The sequence below is a fragment of the Lysinibacillus xylanilyticus genome (assembly GCF_001183605.1).
Taxonomy (GTDB): domain Bacteria; phylum Bacillota; class Bacilli; order Bacillales_A; family Planococcaceae; genus Lysinibacillus; species Lysinibacillus xylanilyticus.
Genome location: NZ_LFXJ01000005.1, coordinates 1,766,703 through 1,787,127, shown reverse-complemented (window position 1 = coordinate 1,787,127; position 20,425 = coordinate 1,766,703). Strand labels below are relative to the sequence as shown.

The 20,425-nt window shown below is 35.2% G+C and carries 19 protein-coding genes and 1 pseudogene; 19 read left to right on the top strand and 1 reads right to left on the bottom strand.

All coding sequences use genetic code 11. The annotated features are described in order from the left end of the window. Window positions 1–48: 48 nt before the first annotated feature. From ACZ11_RS11605 to ACZ11_RS11525, 18 genes and pseudogenes are all read left to right on the top strand, one after another. Window positions 49–2,367 carry an ABC transporter permease gene (locus ACZ11_RS11605; RefSeq protein ID WP_049666217.1) on the top strand — a complete coding sequence of 773 codons (2,319 nt, stop codon included), beginning with the start codon at window positions 49–51 and terminating at the stop codon, window positions 2,365–2,367. Between the two features lie 3 nt (window positions 2,368–2,370). Continuing rightward, window positions 2,371–3,129, top strand: coding sequence for an ABC transporter ATP-binding protein (locus ACZ11_RS11600; RefSeq protein WP_049666215.1), 759 nt, complete (start codon window positions 2,371–2,373; stop codon window positions 3,127–3,129). 537 nt (window positions 3,130–3,666) lie between these two features. Further along, window positions 3,667–4,437 (top strand): hypothetical protein, encoded by a 771-nt coding sequence (locus tag ACZ11_RS11595; RefSeq protein ID WP_049666214.1) that lies wholly within the window; start codon window positions 3,667–3,669, stop codon window positions 4,435–4,437. Further along, window positions 4,434–4,790, top strand: a complete 357-nt coding sequence (locus tag ACZ11_RS11590; RefSeq protein ID WP_049666212.1) for a GntR family transcriptional regulator — start codon at window positions 4,434–4,436, stop codon at window positions 4,788–4,790. Before ACZ11_RS11595 ends, ACZ11_RS11590 begins: the two co-directional genes overlap by 4 nt. 10 nt (window positions 4,791–4,800) lie before the next feature. Continuing rightward, window positions 4,801–5,496 (top strand): ABC transporter ATP-binding protein, encoded by a 696-nt coding sequence (locus ACZ11_RS11585; RefSeq protein WP_049666210.1) that lies wholly within the window; start codon window positions 4,801–4,803, stop codon window positions 5,494–5,496. 5 nt (window positions 5,497–5,501) lie between these two features. Then, entirely contained in the window at window positions 5,502–6,425 is a 924-nt protein-coding gene (locus tag ACZ11_RS11580; RefSeq protein WP_049666207.1) for an ABC transporter ATP-binding protein, read from the top strand. Next, window positions 6,403–7,341 carry an ABC transporter permease gene (locus ACZ11_RS11575; RefSeq protein WP_049666206.1) on the top strand — a complete coding sequence of 313 codons (939 nt, stop codon included), beginning with the start codon at window positions 6,403–6,405 and terminating at the stop codon, window positions 7,339–7,341. Before ACZ11_RS11580 ends, ACZ11_RS11575 begins: the two co-directional genes overlap by 23 nt. A gap of 258 nt (window positions 7,342–7,599) precedes the next feature. After that, window positions 7,600–9,546: an N-acetylglucosamine-specific PTS transporter subunit IIBC gene (nagE, locus tag ACZ11_RS11570; RefSeq protein ID WP_049666205.1), complete on the top strand. Its 1,947-nt coding sequence runs from the start codon at window positions 7,600–7,602 to the stop codon at window positions 9,544–9,546. 86 nt (window positions 9,547–9,632) lie between these two features. Beyond that, entirely contained in the window at window positions 9,633–10,322 is a 690-nt protein-coding gene (locus ACZ11_RS11565; protein WP_049666202.1) for a glucosamine-6-phosphate deaminase, read from the top strand. A 312-nt stretch (window positions 10,323–10,634) separates the two neighbouring features. Next, window positions 10,635–11,297 (top strand): response regulator transcription factor, encoded by a 663-nt coding sequence (locus ACZ11_RS11560; RefSeq protein ID WP_049666200.1) that lies wholly within the window; start codon window positions 10,635–10,637, stop codon window positions 11,295–11,297. After that, the gene (locus ACZ11_RS11555) at window positions 11,294–12,337 is read left to right on the top strand and encodes a sensor histidine kinase (protein WP_049666199.1); all 1,044 of its coding nucleotides are present in this window, start codon (window positions 11,294–11,296) and stop codon (window positions 12,335–12,337) included. The genes ACZ11_RS11560 and ACZ11_RS11555 overlap by 4 nt, the downstream gene beginning before the upstream one ends. Window positions 12,338–12,384: 47 nt before the next feature. Further along, entirely contained in the window at window positions 12,385–13,902 is a 1,518-nt protein-coding gene (locus tag ACZ11_RS11550; protein ID WP_049667169.1) for a multicopper oxidase family protein, read from the top strand. Window positions 13,903–14,133: 231 nt separating this feature from the next. Continuing rightward, a complete protein-coding gene (locus tag ACZ11_RS11545) occupies window positions 14,134–14,388 on the top strand; it encodes a hypothetical protein (RefSeq protein ID WP_049666197.1) in 255 nt (84 codons plus the stop codon). Continuing rightward, complete coding sequence (locus ACZ11_RS11540; RefSeq protein ID WP_049666195.1) at window positions 14,389–14,571, top strand: hypothetical protein; 183 nt, start codon at window positions 14,389–14,391, stop codon at window positions 14,569–14,571. A gap of 96 nt (window positions 14,572–14,667) precedes the next feature. Next, window positions 14,668–15,153, top strand: a complete 486-nt coding sequence (locus tag ACZ11_RS11535) for an aminoglycoside phosphotransferase family protein (protein WP_049666193.1) — start codon at window positions 14,668–14,670, stop codon at window positions 15,151–15,153. 245 nt (window positions 15,154–15,398) lie between these two features. Beyond that, entirely contained in the window at window positions 15,399–15,722 is a 324-nt protein-coding gene (locus ACZ11_RS11530) for a YnfA family protein (protein ID WP_049666191.1), read from the top strand. Between the two features lie 98 nt (window positions 15,723–15,820). Continuing rightward, a pseudogene (locus ACZ11_RS25215) lies at window positions 15,821–16,065 on the top strand (GNAT family N-acetyltransferase); the annotation flags it as partial. 351 nt (window positions 16,066–16,416) lie between these two features. Next, complete coding sequence (locus ACZ11_RS11525; RefSeq protein WP_049666189.1) at window positions 16,417–17,367, top strand: sensor domain-containing diguanylate cyclase; 951 nt, start codon at window positions 16,417–16,419, stop codon at window positions 17,365–17,367. A 183-nt stretch (window positions 17,368–17,550) separates the two neighbouring features. On the opposite strand, the gene ACZ11_RS11520 is transcribed toward ACZ11_RS11525, so the two are convergent. Continuing rightward, window positions 17,551–19,008, bottom strand: a complete 1,458-nt coding sequence (locus tag ACZ11_RS11520; protein WP_049666187.1) for a stalk domain-containing protein — start codon at window positions 19,006–19,008, stop codon at window positions 17,551–17,553. A 739-nt stretch (window positions 19,009–19,747) separates the two neighbouring features. Here ACZ11_RS11520 and ytaF point away from each other — a divergent pair. Next, the gene (gene ytaF, locus ACZ11_RS11515; RefSeq protein ID WP_049666185.1) at window positions 19,748–20,383 is read left to right on the top strand and encodes a sporulation membrane protein YtaF; all 636 of its coding nucleotides are present in this window, start codon (window positions 19,748–19,750) and stop codon (window positions 20,381–20,383) included. Window positions 20,384–20,425 lie beyond the last annotated feature (42 nt).

Here is a 20,425-nt window from a genome sequence, read left to right as displayed (position 1 = left end):
TGGGAATTACTTCATTAATTTTCTTCAATTTGAAAACCGAGGTGACTTATGTATTTCAGATTAATCCGTAATGACCTTTCTAAAAGCAAACTAATAACGCTAACAACAACGATATTTGTCGCCGCTGCGGCAATGCTTGTTTCTCTATCGGCGATACTTATTGTCAATCTTTCTGGTGCGATAGATTCCCTTATGCATCAGGCTAAAACTCCGCATTTTATGCAAATGCACTCGGGTGATATTGATACTGTAAGGCTTGCGAATTTCGCGGAGCAAAACAGCAACGTCGATGAATATCAAGTGCTTGAGTTTCTCAACATTGATAACGGGCAAATTATTTTAGGTGATCAATCACTAGCGAATAATGTTCAAGACAATGGTCTTAGTATACAGAGTGAAAAATTTGATTATCTTCTTGACCTTGAAGGAGACATTATAAACGTATCCGATGGTGAGCTTTATGTTCCGATAAACTATATGAAGGACACCGCCATAAAGGTTGGGGATAAAGCAATAATAGCTGGAAAGGAATTTACTGTAGCTGGCTTCCACCGTGATTCACAAATGAATTCTATGCTGTCTTCCTCAAAAAGATTTCTTGTTAGTCAAAATGATTACGCGACAATAAAAAGCCATGGAAGTACGGAGTATTTGATTGAGTTTAGACTAAAGGATATATCGGCACTTGGTGAATTTGAAACAGCTTATGCCTCCGCAGGACTTGAAGCGAACGGACCAACGATTACATATCCACTTTTCAAAACACTTAACGCACTTTCCGATGGGATGATGATAGCAGTTATACTTCTGATAAGTGTTCTTGTCGTTGCTATCGCATTTATGTGCATACGCTTTACACTTCTTGCGAAAATTGAGGACGATTACCGTGAAATTGGTGTTATGAAGGCGATAGGGCTGCGTCTTTCCGACATTAAAAAAATTTACCTTGCGAAGTACACAGCTATCGCGGCGCTAAGTAGTATTCTTGGTTTTGCACTTTCGTTGCTTTTCAAAGGCCTGCTTCTTGAAAATATCCGACTTTATATGGGGGAAAGTGAAAACTCTTCTTTTGCTGCGGCAATAGGAATTATCGGCATACTGCTTGTATTCCTCGCAATAATTGCCTATGTAAGCGGAGTGCTAAGACGCTTTCGGAAAATATCTGCTGCAGAAGCAATACGCTTTGGCACATCACAGGAAAGAAACGCAGTTACAAAACGTTTTAGCCTGAATAGAAATAAGCTGTTTAACACGAACATTTTCCTTGGTATCAAAGACGTTCTCGCAAGGAAAAGACTATACGCCACAATGCTTGCAGTACTTGTAATTTCAGCATTTATCATTATTGTCCCACAAAACCTTTACAACACGATTTCCTCAACAAGCTTCATTAAATATATGGGTATTGGAAACTATGATATTCGTATCGATATTCAGCAGACCGATCATATATCCCGAAAATCTGCTGAAGTATTAAAATCTATGAACAACGATAATTCCATTACAAAATATACCATCCTTACAACTAAGACATTCAAAACAAAAACGGAAGACGGTTCGGAAGAAAATATAAAAATCGAACTCGGAGACCACTCGATATTCCCTATTGAATATACCGAGGGCAGAGCACCCGCAACAGAAAACGAAATTGCACTTTCGGCTTTGAACGCTGATGAAATGGGCAAAAAGGTCGGCGATGTCATTACAGTCGTGATGAAGGGGAAGGACATAAAGCTAACGGTAAGTGGCATTTATTCCGACATTACTAACGGCGGAAAAACGGCAAAGGCAGTTTTTAGCGACACTTCGGAAAATATAATGTGGAGCGTAATTTGCGCGAAGCTTTCCGATAAATCTCTTATTGATGAAAAAGTCTCTGAGTATGCGGACAGATTTACTTTCGCAAAGATTTCCAATATTGATGAATTTGTGACTCAAACATTCGGCTCGACAATAAAATCTATCGGAAAGGCCTCCAGTGCTGCAATTGCTATAGCGCTCGTAATAACGGTACTAGTTACGTTATTGTTTATGAAAATGCTTGTCGCAAAGGACAGATATTCTATTGCCGTCATGAAAGCAATAGGTTTTACAAACTCGGATATTACAATACAGTTTGTTTCGCGAGCAGTATTCGTATCAATTATCGGAATTGTTCTTGGAACTCTACTGGCAAATACACTTGGAGAGGTACTTGCGGGCGCAGTTATCACCTCTTTTGGGGCGTCATCGTTTAGTTTTTCGGTCAATCCACTTTCTGCGTACGTTCTTTGTCCTTTAATAATGGTATGTTCGGTACTGATCACAACAATAATTGGCACAGCGGGCGCGGGGAAAATAAAAATATCCGAAAATATAAAGGAGTAGCTTATGAAGAAGATTATAATCGGTGAACACATTGTAAAATCTTTCGGCGAGGGCGATGAAAAGATCAATGTTCTTGACGGAGCGTCCGTTGACATAAACGAAGGTGAATTTGTTGCGATAATGGGACCCTCAGGCTCTGGCAAATCAACGCTAATGTTTGCGCTGAGTGGCATGGACAGCGTTGATGGCGGGAGGGTTATTTTTGATGGCAATGAATTATCGTCAGTCCGAGAGGTTGAGCTTTCAGACATACGTAGAACTAAAATGGGCTTTGTATTTCAGCAGCCAACTATGCTCAAAAATCTAAATATTCTTGATAATATTATTCTTCCATCAATGCGCGATAACAGAAAAAATGTAGCAAAAATTTCGGAGAAGGCAAGAGCACTTATGAAGAGGGTTGGCATTGCGGAGCTTGAAATGCGCGACATTACACAAGTTTCGGGAGGTCAGCTTCAGCGGGCAGGGATATGTCGAGCACTTTTGAACAACCCGAAAATCATTTTCGGTGATGAGCCTACGGGTGCACTTAACTCAAAATCAGCGCAGGAAATCATGGACATTTTTTCCGAAATTAACGCGGGCGGTACTGCGCTTATGCTTGTCACTCACGATGCAAAGGTAGCGGCGCGGACGGAGCGTATTCTGTTTATGCTCGACGGGAAAATCGTAAGTGAGCTGAAACTTCCGAAGTTTGACGGAACGAATGTTGATGGTAGGGTAGGAGAAGTAACGGAGAAAATGAGGGAAATAGGGATATGAGTTGTTGTGTGAACTAACGCTGAATGAGACCCTGGAGCGCAAAGGAGCCATGACGCTCCAGGAAAGCGACCAGTCGTAACGGAAATCACCTCTCATTATGACTACGAATTAACGGACAGCTTTTCTGTGTGAATCTTCTTTTGCTCTTTGGAAGGTGGATGTCGATAAAATTCAGAAGTTGGGTGATAAAACGCAAAAGTTGGGTGATAAAACTAAGAAGTTGGTTGTTAAAACGCAAAAGTTGGGTGATAAAACTAAAAAGTTGGGTGATAAAATGTAAATGTGTTCCGATAAACTTAAAAAGTTTTGTTAAAACGTCTGTCATGTGGATAAGTTGATTGGAGTGAAGACTTGCCCCCTCAGGAAATCACCCCAATATTGCCTGAAATGCATACTTTATTAGCATTAATTTCATTAGAACCTGAAGGAAGAAGCCTATATTTATTAGGTTCTTCCTTTTTTTTGCTTTTAATGCTTGCAAAATTAAAAGTCATAGTGTACTATTTGACTAGTACACTATGACACGAGGTGTTTTCTTTGAAAAATTTTGCAGGGCTATTTAAAAAGGAATGGGTGCTTTATAGGGCATGGCTATTTGTTGGAATTTTTATAGGGATCATGATGTCAATGGTAATCCCATATTTAATAAGGCGCTTTAGTGTAGAATTTACGATGGAGAATCAGCTGTCATTTGCCTTCTCAATACTAGTACTTGTATTAGGTGGATTTTATTCGATATTACAATTCCTTGCTAGTATCCGTCATGACTTGAAGAGCAAAGAGATATGGCTGCATTCAACTAGTTCTATCGCACAGCTTGTGGGTGTGAAAATCGTATTTTCCTTAATAGGATATGCTATCTTCAATATTATCTTTATGAGTATAGCTATCTACAAAGTCAAAGATGAAATTGTAGGCAACTTCGCCCAAGTACTTTTATTGCTGTTATTTTTTGTAGTAATTAGTGTAATTCTTCAGTTGATGATGTTTGTAATAATGCTATTATTTTTAGCATTTAATCTCCAAATGAAACATTTAGTTGGTAGATTTTCCATTGTTATCACTATGGTTACCTTTTTCTTCAGTATGGATTTATGGTTTAAATTTACAGGAAGTAAATTTTATGATAACATTTTCCAACATATAGGAATTCCATTAACGTGGGTGGAACAATATTTCCCGAAATTACTAGCAATGGAGTCAACCTTAGGCTCAATTTATGTCGTAGAAGAAGTAGCAACTATCATTTTTGTAGCCATCCTATTTATCATAGGGACAAAGTGGCTTGAAAAGGTGGTTTTACGATGACAATCGACTTTTCACGTGATAAGCCCATTTATAGCCAGCTTGTAGATCGGATTTGTGGGGACATTTTGAAAGGGGAGCTAGTGCTTGGGGATCGACTTTCTTCGGTTCGAGAATATGCAGTGGAAACAGGTGTCAATGTAAATACTGTGCAACGGGTGTATAAGGAGTTAGAAGCAATGAATATAACGGAAACCAAACGAGGCCAAGGTACATTTATTACAACTGATGAAGGGCGAATTGCTCTTTTACGTGAAGATATGAAAAATCAATTAGCAGATCATTTTTTAACTTCCATTGAAGCACTTGGGTTTTCAAAGGAAGAGATGCTCTTTGTTTTACAAAATAAATCGTGAGGTGAAATAAATGCTACAGCTATCGAATGTTTCTTTTCGTTATATGAAAAAGCCTATTCTACAAGAAGTTTCTTTTTCCTTACCTGTTGGACAAATCATAGGGCTTGTTGGAGAGAATGGTAGTGGCAAGTCGACACTATTAAAAGTGTTGGCAGGCTTATTACGTCCATCTAGTGGTGAAGTATTGCTAAATGGAACGCCTGTTACGCGTAGAAGTGCTGATAAAATTGCATATTTACCAGATATTGATTTGTTTTTTGATTTTTACACAGGTGAGCAGCTTTTTCAGCACTATGCTTCTCAATTCGAAGATTTTTCGTATGATAAGGCATGTATTGTTGCGGAGTTTTTACAGGTTGATAAAAATGTGAAGCTACGGCAATTATCAAAGGGGAATCGTGGTCGAATGAAAATGGCCGCAACTCTTGGGCGAGAAGTACCCTTTTATTTAATGGATGAGCCATTTTCTGGTCTTGATCCAATTGTTCGTGAGCAGCTTATTAAAGGGTTAATTCAATTTACAGATATTGAACACCAGACAATATTATTATCAACGCATGAATTATATGAGGTAGAGCCTATTTTAGATCAAATCATTTTATTGCAAAATGGTTCGATCATTGCACACGAAGAAGTAGAAACGATTCGAGATGTTTCGAATAAGGATGCTGTGCAATGGATGAAGGCGTATTATAAGAAAGGGTGAAATTTATGACAACACAACCAATTGTTCAATTGCAAAATATTTCAAAAACCATTGGTGGTAAGCAATTGATTCAGCAATTGAATATCGATTTATATCCAGGTCAAATTACTGGATTTTTAGGACCGAATGGCGCAGGTAAAACGACGACAATTCGTATGATGACAGGACTTATGCATCCAACTGAGGGGAATGTCATTATTGATGGCCTTTCCTTAAAGGAGAATTATGAGGAAGCGATTAGTAAGGTCGGCGTAATTGTAGAAAATCCAGAAATGTATAAATTTATGTCGGGTTATAAAAACTTACTGCACTTTGCGCGTATGCATAAAAACGTTACAAAAGAGCGTATTGAAGAAGTCGTTAAACAAGTTGGACTTGAGAAACGCATTCATGAAAAGGTATCAACGTATTCGCTAGGGATGCGTCAGCGTTTAGGTCTTGCACAGGCACTACTTCATCGCCCAAAATTTTTAATTTTAGATGAACCAACAAATGGTCTGGATCCAGCAGGTATCCGCGAGTTTCGTATGTATTTACGTAAAATTGCTGCGGAGGATGGCGTATCTGTTTTTGTCTCCAGTCATTTATTATCCGAAATTGAATTAATGTGTGATCGAGTGGCTGTCATACAAAATGGCAAACTTATCGATATTCGTGATATCAACGTTGAAACTTCTTCGTTTTATTATATTGAAGCTACACCAAATAATAAGGCTGCAGAACTTCTACAAAAGCTCGATTATAACTTTGTATCTGAAAATAATGGTTATGTAGTGGAAATAAAGAAAGAAGATATTCCAAAACTCATTTCGCAATTTGTTAATGAAGGAATTCAATTATTTGCTGTACAACCGCATCAAAAGACATTAGAGGATCAATTCTTAGAAATGACAGGAGGTGGCCAAATTGCTGAAGCTAATTCAAAATGAATGGATGAAATTATGGCATAAAAAAGGAACTTGGGCAATGGTCGCGCTAGTAATCCTCTTTATTATTGGTCCTGGTATTATGATGAAATACTATGAAACAAAAACGACAGAGGATACTACGTGGCAGGAAACTGAAAAGCAGGCTATTAATGATTATAAAGAAATCATGAAAAGTGATGACTTAGCAGCAGAGGATAAAACATTATACGAGGAGAAGATTGCTATTTCGGAGTATCGATTAGCAAATGATTTGCCGTCTCAAAAAGATGGAAGCGTCGCAAGCTTTATGTCATTTACAGGTGGCATGCTGACTTTAGTAACATTATTTACAGTTATTGTTGCAGCTAGCATCGTATCAAGTGAATTCTCAACAGGTACGATTAAAATGTTATTAACGCGTCCGGTTTCGCGGGCAAAAGTATTAACCTCAAAATTACTTACAACATTCATATTTGGACTCTTTTTATTTGTAGTCAATGTAGTAGTAAGTGCTCTAGTTGGACTGATACTATTTGGTGCTACAACTGGTGTTGAGCTAGAAATGGTCAGCGGTCAGGTTGTTGAAAAAGCAGTTTGGAATGATTTAGCATATCACTATTTACTTTCTGGCGGAGACTTTGTCATGTCAATATTATTTGCTTTCTTAGTAGGCTCAGTTTTCCGTTCAAGCTCTTTAGCGATTGGCTTAACGATGTTCTTATCCTTTACAGGTGGAATGATTGTGATGTTCTTAAGTAGATATGACATCGTTAAATATATTTGGCTAACACATTCAGATTTAACACAATATGAAAATGGTCACTTTATAGTAGGTGGAATGACAATGCCATTCTCACTCACAATTCTTGCGATTTACGCTTTAATTTTCCTTGTGATCAGCTATATGTCATTTATGAAACGTGATGTAACAGCATAAAAAGGCGTTAGACGCTTCATGAACTGCACCTCAATTGTTAGAAATATAACTAACAATTGGAGGTGCTTTTTTTAGCTGGAAAACTAGGGATTGAAAACAAACCGTATATAACTTTATCCAAAATAAAACGGATACATAAAGATAAGAAGTTAAATATAGAAAATTCTGAAAAATGGTTGTTTTTTTCAAGATAAAGAATATAATAGATTGTAACATAATTGGTATAGACAACTATACCGAAAAGGGGGAGGCAGAAACATGTTAGCTTTCTTACAAAAAATCGGTAGGTCGTTAATGTTTCCAATCGCTACATTACCAGCAGCTGCATTATTATTACGCTTAGGCTCAGATGATATGCTTGGTGCAGTGCCAAATGACGTTGTTCATTATATTGCAAGCATTATGGCTGCTTCAGGCAATGCTATTTTAGGTAATTTACCTATTATTTTTGCGATTGGTATTGCTATGGGCTTAGCGCACGATAATAGTGGTGGTGCTGCGTTAGCAGGTGCCATTGCGCATCTTGTGTTAGTTGCAGTTCTTGGAAGCATTAATGAAGAATTAAATATGGGTGTTTTTGGCGGTATTATTGCTGGTGTTACAGCAAGTTTACTTTATAACAAATTTTATAATGTGAAATTCCCAGAATGGCTATCATTCTTCGGAGGAAGGCGTTTTGTGCCAATTATAACGTCTATTACTATGGCGATTTTAGGTGGTATTTTAGCTGTAGTGTGGGGGCCAATTCAAGGCGGGATTGATGGAGTAGGGAATTGGTTAATCGGTGCAGGAGAAGTTGGTGTTGGGATGTATGGTTTCTTAAATCGTTTATTAATCCCGGTCGGTCTACATCATGTTGTTAATACAGTGATATGGTTTGACTTTGGCGAATTTACAAATGCGGCAGGTGAAATTGTCAAAGGGGATATCCATCGCTTTTTAGCAGGTGACCCATCAGCTGGACATTTCCAAGCAGGTTTCTTCCCAATTATGATGTTTGGATTACCAGCAGCTTGTCTTGCGATGTACTTCGCAGCGAAAAAAGAAAAACGTGCAGCAGTCGGTGGTATGTTCGTATCCATCGCGTTAACAGCATTCTTAACAGGCGTAACAGAGCCTATTGAATTTACATTTATGTTCTTATCACCTGTACTTTATGGTATCCATGCTGTATTAACAGGTATTTCACTTGCTGTTTCTTATATTATTGGATTCCGTGATGGTTTCGGTTTTTCAGCAGGTTTAATTGACTATTTATTAAACTTTGGTTTAGCAGATAAACCATGGCTATTAATTCCATTAGGATTGGGTTTTGGGGCTATTTACTTTGTCATTTTCTATTTCTTAATCAAGAAATTAGATTTGAAAACGCCTGGTCGTGAAGACGAAGATGAGGACGGAACAGATGCTGTTTCAACTATATCTAACGATTTAGATGTTCGAGCTTACAAAACAATTGAAGCATTAGGTGGGCAAAATAATATTAAGCAAGTCGATTACTGTACAACAAGACTTCGAATGACTGTAGGTGATGTGGATCAGGTGGATGAGAAAGCGTTAAAACGAGCGGGTGCGCGTGGTATTATGCGAATTAGCAAGACTAACGTACAAATAATTATCGGTACATCTGTAGAATTTTTAGCAGAAGCTATAAAAGATCGCCTGAAAAAAGGTAACCCAACTCCTGCAAATATGTCATTACAGCAAGATCCGTCTGTTATTCATGAGACTGTAGCAGAGGCAACAATTTCTTTAGATGATTTTGAAATGCCTATTACGGGTGATTTAATACCGTTAGCTGAAGTACCTGACGAAGCATTTTCATCAGGTATTATGGGGCCGGGTTTTGGCATTCATCCGAAAGATGGTACGGTTTATGCACCGTTTGATGGGCAAGTAGTCATGATTTTTCCATCGAAGCATGCTATTGGTTTAAAATCCGATACAGGTGTAGAACTATTAATTCATGTCGGTTTAGATACTGTAAAGCTAAACAGTGAGGGTTTTGAAACGTTAGTTACAGAGGGTCAATTAATCAAACGTGGTGATCGGTTATTAAAAGTAGACTTTGAGAACATAAAAGACAAAGTACCTTCTATTGTTACACCCATTGTATTCACGAGTTTAATTGGACAAAAAGTTATACTTGAAAAATCCGGCTTCCAACGAGCGGGCTCTAATAATATTATTTCTATTAAGAAGTAATAAAAGAGATAATCTAACTGTAGTAAGGAGATTTACACGTAATGGAGCTTTAACGTAAAAAAATTTGAGTAAAGGGGCATTAAGAATTGAAAATAGAACGTTATTCTTCTAGGAAAGATTTATACACTCGTGCAGTAGACATTATCGGGAATGCTAAAAATGACGGTGCTACAACGTTCGGTCTAGCCACAGGCGGTACAATGGAACCGCTATATTCTATAATATGTGAAAGTAATGTTGATTTTTCAACTTGTATTAGCTTTAATTTAGACGAATACGTTGGACTAAGTGTCAACCACGAACAAAGCTATACAAATTATATGGATAAATATTTATTTCGTCATAAACCATTTAAAGAATCCTATTTACCGAATGGTTTAGCTGATAACCCTAAAGAGGAAGCTTTGCGCTATGAATCGCTTTTACAGCATAATCCGATAGATTTCCAATTACTTGGTATCGGACAAAATGGCCATATCGGCTTCAATGAACCAGGAACGCCATTTGATTCTTTGACACATCTTGTAACGCTTGAACAATCAACCCGACAAGCAAATGCACGCTTCTTTGATTCAATCGATGAAGTTCCAACCCAAGCAATAACGATGGGGATTCAATCCATTAAGCGTGCAAAATGCATTTTACTAATCGCTGTTGGAGAAGCAAAGCGAGATGTATTACAACGTGTACTTGATTCTGAATATACTGAAGATATACCAGCAAGTGTTCTAACAAAGCATCCAAATGTTATGATTTTAACAGATCTACAAGAGTAGGTAAAAAGCAGTTGAAGATAAGAGCTTCAACTGCTTTTAAGTTTTAGTTAGTATTTTGTTAGAAAAGATTTCAAGACGTAAATAGTATTCGATATAATGAATGAAGAACTAGAGAGGCATAGTTATGGAAGTTAGGCTTTAATATGAGAGCTAGAATTAAAGGATTGGAAGAAGAAATTTTTCAACTGAAATCCCAAAGAGTGTATTAAAAGCGTTAGCTGATAATAAAGTTCTTTCATTATAGGGTAATTAGATTGAGTTTTTATTGTTAGTCTTCTTGAATCTCTTATACAAAGTTGGTGTAATTAGAAAATGAAAGTGTTAATCGTAGATGATGAAGTAAAGATTACAGAGGTATTGGCATCTTATTTTGAAAATAACGGAGATCATACATATATTGCACATACAGGAGAATCCGCAATCCAAGTGATCGATCAAGTACCTCTTGATATGATTATTTTAGATTTAATGTTGCCGGATATGGACGGAGAGGATATTTGCCAATATGTAAAATCAAATTACGATATTCCTGTGATTATGCTTACAGCAAAAATCTCTATTGATGATAAGGTAATTGGATTTGAAATGGGTGCAGATGACTATGTCGTTAAACCATTTCATCCTAAAGAAATATTAATAAGAGCAGAGAGGTTGTTACCCAGTTCACATAAAAGCCAAATACTTATTTTTGGACAGTTGGAACTCCATAAAGAAGAGAGAAAAGTATTAGTTAATCATCAAAGTATTCAGCTCACGCCACATGAATTTAGCATTTTACTATTACTAGCTGAAAATCCTAAAAAGGTTTTTAGTAGGGATGATATTATTCAAAAAATATATAGTTTTGATTCGGACATGAATCCTCGTATTGTGGATCAACATATTAAAAATATCCGTAAAAAAGTTAAGGAAGAGTACATACAAACTGTCTTTGGTTTGGGATACAAAATAAATGAAAAGGTTATAAATCAATGAAATTTCATATAAAAATTGCCTTAATTATAGCTATCTTTTCTACAAGCATACTCTTATTCATCACAGGGATATTACTTTATAAGGGACATGAACATTTGATGATGCTCCATATTACAGATTCGAAGGAATTAATTCACCATTTTGATATGGCATTAAGGGAAACGGCAATGTGGTCATTAGGCCTTTTGCTTATTTTTATACTAATTTCTAGTTTGTTAATTGCAAAAACATTAACGAAACCTATCCAAGAACTGAATCACTTTGCGTTAAGACTAGTGCGTGGAGACCGTCATTTAAAAATAAGCTATACGATCAATGATCAAATTGGTCAATTAGGTAAATCACTAATGAAACTAGATGAAACATTAAACGCTTATGAACTCCGTCGTAAAGAAATGACACAGGATCTTGCACATGAAATTCGTAATCCATTAGCCTCAATAAAAAGCTATTTAAGTGCATTTGAAGATGGGATTTGGACAGCTACTCCAGAGCGTTTGAAAGCATGTGTTGAGGAAATTGATAGGTTAATTCTCCTTGTTGGGGAATTAGATACATTAAATGATATTAATAATCCTACATTTAAGGTCATTATGAAAGAGCAACCGATTGCTAATGTAATCGAAAAGTCTGTTATTGCGCTGGCAAGTGAATTACTTGAAAGAGAAATACAGGTAGAATTGGATTTAGACAAAACAATTAATGCAAAGGTAGATGCTTTAAGATTGAATCAAATTCTACACAACATTATAAAAAATGCTATGTACCATGTTCAAAAAGATGGCATTATAGTAATCAAATTATTTAAAGAAAGTGGAGATTATATAATTCTTGTACATGATAATGGAGTCGGTATGGATGAAGAAGCAAGTAAAAAAATCTTTGAGCGAAATTATCGAGTGGAAAATCGATATACTGGCAATGGTATTGGTATGACAATTACCAAAAAACTTGTGGAGGCACATAACGGTACAATTTCCGTCAAAAGTGAGAAAAATATAGGAACTACATTTTGTATACAAATGCCGTTTTCTACATAATTCCTACACAACTGTTCCATATACTTAAGGTGAAAGGAATGGTTGATATGAGGAAAATAGCGTTAGCAGCGAGTATTATTGCAAGTTTGGGTATCCTTGGGGCTTGTAGCCAAGGAGATAGTAATGATATGAAGGACATGGATCATTCCTCTATGAAAATGGAAGGTATGGATCACTCTTCGAAAGATATGAAAGACATGGATCATGACAAGATGAAGGGTCATGAGAGTCATAGCAATGTGGCAAGTTTAAACAATTCGACAGGGGTAAATGAAGTAAAAGTCCCTGCTGAACTTAAACGTAATAATAAGGATGAAGTTGTTTACACAGTTAGGGCACAAAAAGGAAAAACAGAAATATTCGATGGTGTTCAAACAAATACGTATGGGTATAACGGATCGTTTCTCGGCCCGATGATTCGTCTTGAAAAAGGTGAAACCGTAAAGATTAGAACTATAAATGAACTTGATGAGGATACAACTTTTCATTGGCATGGACTAGAGGTGTCAGGAGAAAAAGATGGTGGTCCACAAAGCATTCTTAAACCAGGAGAAGAAAATACCTTCGAATTTAAAGTGAATCAAGAAGCGGCGACGCTATGGTTCCATCCTCATCCACATGGAAAAGCGGCTGAACAGGTATATAACGGGCTTGCAGGCTTGGTTTACATTGAAGATAATCATTCAAAAAGTTTAGGATTGCCAAATGATTATGGGAAGAACGATTTCCCTTTGATCTTCCAAGATAGAACATTTGATGATAAGAAACAATTGAATTATAGCGCTGCAATGAACACAGACGAAACAATTGGTGATACATTATTAATTAATGGAACGCTCAATCCTAAATTGACTGTAAACAAAGAGAAAGTGCGACTTCGTTTATTAAATGGATCTAACGCGAGAAATTATACTTTTAAATTGAGTTCAGGGAATTCCTTTCTTCAAATCGCAACAGATGGTGGTTTCTTGAATGAACCCGTTTCTTTAATAGAGATTACACTAACGCCTTCTGAAAGGGCAGAAATTGTAGTTGACTTTTCAAAAATTAAGGAAGTTAATGACCTAGCTTTAATAAATGAGGATGGATCTGTCCTTTTACCATTTGTAGTTACTGATCAAAGTGGAAAAACGAGTATGGTCCCTAAAAAATTGAATGATCTTTCATTAGAAGATAAAGAAATGGATCTACCCGTTACAAAAAAAGTGGAACTCTTTGGAATGATGGACATGGTCACGATAAACGGAAAGAAATTTGATCCGGAAAGAATTGATTTTACACAAAAACAAGGGGTTACCGAGGTATGGGAAATTTATAATAAACCGGATATGATGGGCGGTATGATTCATCCGTTCCATATTCATGGAGCACAATTTAAAGTACTCTCTCGTGATGAAAAAAAGCCACCTGAAAATGAACAAGGATGGAAGGACAGTATCTCCGTAAAGCCAGATGAGACAGTAAAAATAGCTGTACAATTTAAGCATAAGGGCATCTTCATGTTCCATTGTCATATTTTAGAGCATGAGGATAATGGAATGATGGGTCAAATTAAGGTGGAGTAATGCTCAATTGAGAATTAAAATAAAATTTGATTAAAATCCTGTGTTAATTTTTTTGATACAGGATTTTTCTTTTATGTTCTCGTGAATGATTATACGCTATTATTTAACGAAATATGGAACATCGGATATCGAGGCGTTTGTAGCAGTTTGTCATCTGATATATATAAAAGCAGTAAATAACTAGAGATTCTCAATCTGTGAATTACTTAAAAAAATAGAGGGTGTTTATAGATGTATAGTTTAATGTCGAAAATAAGCCAAACCATTAGTGGACCGTTTACAGTATTTCTTAACTCCTATGAACAATTCATTTCTCTAAAAAATAGCGATGAAAAATATATGCTAAGATTTTTCCCAATTAGTCAATTTGAAGATAGAGAAAAGGAGTTTGCAATACTAAAGACAGTTGAGACTTATACAAATAAAGCAATAAAAGCATGTGAGATTGGAAAAATTCAAGATCACGGTTATATGGTAACCACTTAAATGGATGGGAATGATGTTGAAGAAGAATTGTTAGTATTAACAGAAAGAGAACAATATCAATTAGGTTTTGAAGCGGGACAAGAACTATTGAACCTACATAAGATACAAGCACCTAAACATATAGAATCATGGTATGCGCGAAAAAGTTTAACTTCTTTCAGCGGGTGGCCAAACATCCGCTGAAAGAAGTTAAAGCCTCCGGCGGATGTCATGGAATCGGAAATGAGTTCTTTGTGCAAGCACAAAGCCGATTCCAGACGCAATTATGCTGAAGCATAATTGATAGCAAAAAATTATGTTGAGGCTTATCTAGCATGCCCAATAAAAATTGATCAAGATGAAAAAATCCTACAATTTATAGATAATCATATGTTGTTGATGGAAAATCGCCCTAATATATTTCAGCATGATGACTATCACCCAAGTAATTTAATTGTACTGGAAGGGAAATTCAAAGGAATTATTGATTTTGGGAGATATGATTGGGGTGATCCGATTCATGAATTTTTGAAAATCGGTATTTTCACACGAAATATTAGCGTTCCTTTCTCCATTGGTCAAATAAAAGGTTATTTTAATGGTAAAGAACCAAGTGATGAATTTTGGACTTTGTATAGTTTATATTTAGCCATGTGTGTATTTTCAACAATTGTATGGACATTAAAAACAATACCAGAAGATATGGATAATATGAGAAATAGAATTAATATCTTCCTAGATGAGCATCAGTATTTTAATAATATAAAACCAAGCTGGTATAAATAAATGACGATGCGCCTTATAAAGACTGCAACATATCTAAAATTATGTTACAAGTAAGAGGAGTATAGTAAAACATAATAGCGATATCAACGTTCAATATTTTGCATCCTTCCATTTAAATATCTTACCCATCGTTACACAGGAGAATAGCGGAATTTTTTGATTTCATTAATGGTAACGTGCTTTTATGTATAATAGAACAGATAATGCAATTTTCCTTTTAAACATATACAGAAAGAGTGAAAAAAATGATTGGTGCTACATTATTATTTATCCTCGCAGGAATCGGCGAAATTGGGGGCGGCTATTTAATATGGCTTTGGTTAAGAGAAGGTAAACCATTTTATTGGGGTATTATTGGCGGGATTGCATTAGCTTTATATGGAGTTGTCGCCACTTTTCAGTCCTTCCCAACCTTTGGTAGAGTCTACGCAGCCTATGGAGGTGTCTTTATTGTCCTTTCTATTTTATGGGGCTGGGGAATCGACGGAAAAAAACCAGACATCTTGGATTTCGTCGGAGCAGGCATTTGTTTGATTGGTGTTTTGGTAATTTTAATACCTCGTTCATGATAGGGAGAATTTCACCTTATAAAAATTTTGAACCTTCACAGTTTGAGTAAATTCAAGATTGTGAAGGTTTCTTTATATTAAATTTAAAATTTTAATAAACAGCGATTAGCGATGGCGTTCTATCTGCCTACATTTCATTCCTTGAAGTTTTGCCAGAGTATAAAAGTAAAGGTATCGGCAAGGAATTAGTCAAACAAATGTTAAAAGAGCTTGACGATATATATATGATTGATTTGTGTTGTGATAATGACTTAGTTCCTTATTATGAGAAGTTAGGAATGATAAAATCAACGGAATGCTCGTTAGAAATTACGAAATGCAGTCAGGAATTTCAAATAAGTAAATATAAAGAATAACGTTTGGATATTTTCCAAGCGTTTTTTTATGCGCTAAATGATACGTCAATGTTTACTACAATTTCATTGTTATTTTTTTATAGCAACAAAATGTAATTTGCAATAATCAGCATCTCATTGGCATCTGATTCTTCATAACTATTGTGCAGCTACTCAATTAATTCATTTTTTTATTTCATTAAATGGAGGTATTAAATAAATAATATATTAGCCTTTTGTTATAGGTAAAATGGAGGTATAATTTATTTTATGTTACAAAATTCGGAAATTTATTGTTATTTCCGGAAAATAAAATTACAAAATTTAAATGCACAATTTAAATGAGGGCGGGTTATTATATGTGGATTTTTTTGAAGGGCATAATAATAGGACTTTTACTAATATGTTTACGCCTACATTACCAAAAATCTAAGCTACAACAAAAAGTAGAGTTATTAGAACCATTGGTAGAATCGGTTGAAAATATACGTGATATTTTATATTACTGTGAGACGGATCCTAAGTTGAAATATCTATATTTAAGTCCTACTATCAATAATCTCCTTGGTCCAAATGCATTAAGTGATCATTTACAGGATCCTGATAAAATTTTTGAAATCGTCCATCCAGATGATTATGAGATCTTAGAAAAGAAAATATTTGGGACACTTAATTTTAACCAGCCTATTACGGTGCGCTTAAAAAATCATCTAGGGGAATATATTTGGACTGAAGAATATGCTACACCTGTTTATAAGGATGGCAAGTATGTAGCTGTACAAGGTTTATTTAGAAATATTAATGATAAAATCGTATTACAACAGCAATTAGAGTACAAATCTACACATGATGCCTTAACAAATTTGTATAATCGTGAATATTTTCAAGCAAAAATGGCTCATTTTAACGAAAGCAACGACCCGATTACAGTAGTCCTAGCTGATTTAGATGAGCTGAAATGGGTTAATGACAAATACGGTCATCAAATAGGGGATAAATTAGTTTGTGAAACAGCAGCTTGTTTGGAAGCTTATGCAGATAATGACATGCTTATAGCAAGAATCGGTGGTGATGAATTCTCTATTCTTATTCCAAATAAAAGCGTGTTAGAAGTGGAGCAGTATTTAAAAAATATTGAGATGAAAATGCAAAAAGACTATAAAGATTTGCCGTTCTCATCGATTAAAATATCTATCGGATATGAATATAGCAACTCCTCTTACGGCGTTATGGAGCAGTTGTTTAGCCAAGCAGATGCGAAGATGTACATAAATAAGAAGAAAAGAAAATTATTAAAGGAAAAGGTTTAGTCTTTTATTTTGACGCAGTAAACCGCACCATAAGTAAGTGCGCTTATGAAAAGAGAGCTAGGGACATAATAAAAAGTCATCATTTTTCGAAAGAGAAAAATGATGACTTTTTGCCATTGAAGGAATTGATTTGCGTTCTGGGTACGCTTTAAGCGCCTTGTTTATTAGAGAAATTTACTGTAATTATTTAATTAAAATGCTCTTGTTTTTAGCGTTCCAAAGTACAGATTTACCAAGTGCTTCACTTACAAAGCGAAGTGGAACAAATGTCGTGCCATTAATGACTTCAGGTTTTACTTGAAGTGTCTTACCATTGCCGTTCACAGTTACATAATAGCTTTCGGTATTTAATATGATTTTTGAACCGTTTAACTGTACTGTAATATCATTATTTTTAGAATTCCAGTTAACTTTTGCACCAAGCTCTTCACTTACAAAGCGTAAAGGTACAAAGGTTGTTTCTTGTTTAGTGAAAGGTGCAATGGCAAGTGTTTTACTTTTACCATTAATATAGGCTGTTTTGCTATTTAAATATAATAAAATCTCGTTGCTTTTTGCTATTGCATTTGGATAACCAGCAGTTAAAGTATACGTACCAGAAGAGTATTGATCACCCCAATAGTCAGCGTAAACTTCGATATAGTATGTGCCGGCTGCTAAATGTTTTGAAGAAGATTCTGAGCTAGTATCCAACTGTTTTTTATTGGCATCATATATTTTAAACCGTATTAGCGCTGAAGTATTGGATAACGAGATGTTTACATTTCCTTCTTTATTTAACGTAATTGAATAAAAATCAATATCAGAGCTATTTGAAATTTGAGAGTTGATTGAAATATTTGATTTGATAGGGAAAGCATTTTCAAGCGTATCATTAGGTTCAAATGTTGATGGATTGTGCTCTTTAGAATTTGTAGAATAGGTCGCAATTAAATCATACGTACCAGAAGAGTATTGTCTATCCCAATAGAAATCATAAACTTCAATATAATATGTACCAGCTTTTAAAGATTTGAAAAGAGATGAGTTATTGCTAGCAATTAAATTTTTATTACTATCATATAGGTTAAATTTGATTGGTGCGGATGTATTTGCTAAATAAATATTAACATCACCATTGTCTACAGTCGTACTAAATTTATAAAAATCAACATCATTTTCATTTGAAATTAAAGAAGAAATCTTTTTTCCTGACTGAATAGGGAAAGCATTTTCACGCGTATCATTAGGTTCAAATGTAGTCGGATCATGAGTAACGTTTTTTCCACTACTATACGTCGCTTTAATTTCATAAGATCCGCTAGAATAGCTATTACCCCAATCGTAATCATAAACTTCAATATAGTATGTACCAGTTTTTAAAGTTTTGAAAACAGATGTAGAATTCCATTCAATTAAATTTTTATTACTATCATATAGAGAAAATCTGATTGGTGCAGTTGTATTTGCTAAATAAATATTAATATCGCTGTTATCTTGCGTAGTATTAATTTGATACCACTGTGATTCTTTTGGAGATGTTAGTGTGTTTGAATGTGTGTTGCCAGATTCTAAATAAATCGTATTTGATGCATTGCTTGTTGAAGCGAATCCAAACATAGCAAACATCACAAGAAATAAACTTAAAATATGTTTTTTCATAAATGACACTCCTTTAAAACTATATTGCATTATTATACAAAAAACACACGAAAAAATTAACTATAAAATCAATAAAAGGATATATTCTCCTAGTTATGAAAGGTTATGTATTAAAGTAAAAAATACCGAAGAGCTGATGAAAATTAAATATTAACTTTATAAAAATTTACTATAAATTTTAATTTTAAGTAAATTATTGATGGATAATAATGAACAATGTAGTAGAATAGTACATTTTTATGCGGCAGTTTATTATAGATGGACAACCAGCGACTTTTTCCCTAAATATATGGTGGATCAAGATGCAAATAATAATGGTTATATTGTTAGTGAACATAACTTAATTTAATGTATGCTTGCCAATAGATTCCCTATTGGAGGGTAGCATTAAACATATTATGGTTGCCGTCATTATGAATAAGGTTTTGAAAGTTGTAAGCCATCTTCTTTAATTCAATTTACCATATGAATACGAAAGAGGGGCTTCCAGCTGTTTATAAATGGTAACTTCACTATATACAATCCGACCTTGCGAAAGAATGAATATTTCGTTCAGTCTTTTTTTGCGTGCGTAAAAATATCGCTTTCATGCATGGTGGTAATCCAATATTCACCGATTTTTCAGTACTTTGTATGGTGTTACTAAGGAGTTGTTGTTTTTTTGTCAACATTTTCCGGATAATACGCACCATTTGTCAACGCGAATAATATGCTATAAAAAAATAAGGGATGTGGTTGAGTGACTTGGTTAATCATTTTGGCTTTTACATTTTCATCTAGTATTGATAATTTGGGTGTCGGACTTTCTTACGGGATTCGAAAGATCAATGTTAGATTTGATAAAAATATTTTAATCTCGGTCATTTGTTTTCTTATGAGTATGGCAGGCATTACATTTGGTGTATGGCTGTCAAAAATTCTTCCAGGTATGATTCCTGTGGTCATCGGAGCGGTATTATTATGTATAATCGGAATTCGGATTATTCTTTTGGCTAAACCGCGGAAACAAGAAACTTCAATAGTGGATAGGAAAAATGAAATGCAGTCCAATAATAATGTTCAAGATATTTTAAGAAATCCCGAGGAAGCCCATTTTAATAAGTCTGGAGAAATTGGATGGGGAGAAGCTGTACTTCTCGGCATTGCCTTAGCGGCGAATGCACTTACGAATGGGGTAGGTGCAGGTTTACTTGGACTTTCGCCGCTTGTCATCTCGATACTTGCTGCAATTGGGAGTTTTATTACTGTTTGGTTAGGTGTTAAGTTAGGTAGTAAAGTAGCGGATGTTCGCATCGGTTCATTTACTGTAGGGCAATTTGGAACAATTATTAGTGGAGTAATGTTGTTAATAATCGCTTTTGCAGCATTCTTCTAACTAAAGTGTTGACAAAATGTCAACGTAACTATACACTTCTTG

Excerpts from the sequence above, each read along its gene's own strand:
- ACZ11_RS11560 (WP_049666200.1), top strand. The coding sequence starts at position 10,635 with ATGAAAGTGTTAATCGTAGATGATGAAGTAAAGATTACAGAGGTATTG.
- ACZ11_RS11555 (WP_049666199.1), top strand. The coding sequence starts at position 11,294 with ATGAAATTTCATATAAAAATTGCCTTAATTATAGCTATCTTTTCTACA.
- ACZ11_RS11545 (WP_049666197.1), top strand. The coding sequence starts at position 14,134 with ATGTATAGTTTAATGTCGAAAATAAGCCAAACCATTAGTGGACCGTTT.
- ACZ11_RS11600 (WP_049666215.1), top strand. The coding sequence starts at position 2,371 with ATGAAGAAGATTATAATCGGTGAACACATTGTAAAATCTTTCGGCGAG.
- nagE (WP_049666205.1), top strand. The coding sequence starts at position 7,600 with ATGTTAGCTTTCTTACAAAAAATCGGTAGGTCGTTAATGTTTCCAATC.
- ACZ11_RS11540 (WP_049666195.1), top strand. The coding sequence starts at position 14,389 with ATGGATGGGAATGATGTTGAAGAAGAATTGTTAGTATTAACAGAAAGA.
- ACZ11_RS11605 (WP_049666217.1), top strand. The coding sequence starts at position 49 with ATGTATTTCAGATTAATCCGTAATGACCTTTCTAAAAGCAAACTAATA.
- ACZ11_RS11530 (WP_049666191.1), top strand. The coding sequence starts at position 15,399 with ATGATTGGTGCTACATTATTATTTATCCTCGCAGGAATCGGCGAAATT.
- ACZ11_RS11520 (WP_049666187.1), bottom strand. The coding sequence starts at position 19,008 with ATGAAAAAACATATTTTAAGTTTATTTCTTGTGATGTTTGCTATGTTT.
- ACZ11_RS11525 (WP_049666189.1), top strand. The coding sequence starts at position 16,417 with ATGTGGATTTTTTTGAAGGGCATAATAATAGGACTTTTACTAATATGT.
- ACZ11_RS11550 (WP_049667169.1), top strand. The coding sequence starts at position 12,385 with ATGAGGAAAATAGCGTTAGCAGCGAGTATTATTGCAAGTTTGGGTATC.
- ACZ11_RS11580 (WP_049666207.1), top strand. The coding sequence starts at position 5,502 with ATGACAACACAACCAATTGTTCAATTGCAAAATATTTCAAAAACCATT.
- ACZ11_RS11590 (WP_049666212.1), top strand. The coding sequence starts at position 4,434 with ATGACAATCGACTTTTCACGTGATAAGCCCATTTATAGCCAGCTTGTA.
- ACZ11_RS11585 (WP_049666210.1), top strand. The coding sequence starts at position 4,801 with ATGCTACAGCTATCGAATGTTTCTTTTCGTTATATGAAAAAGCCTATT.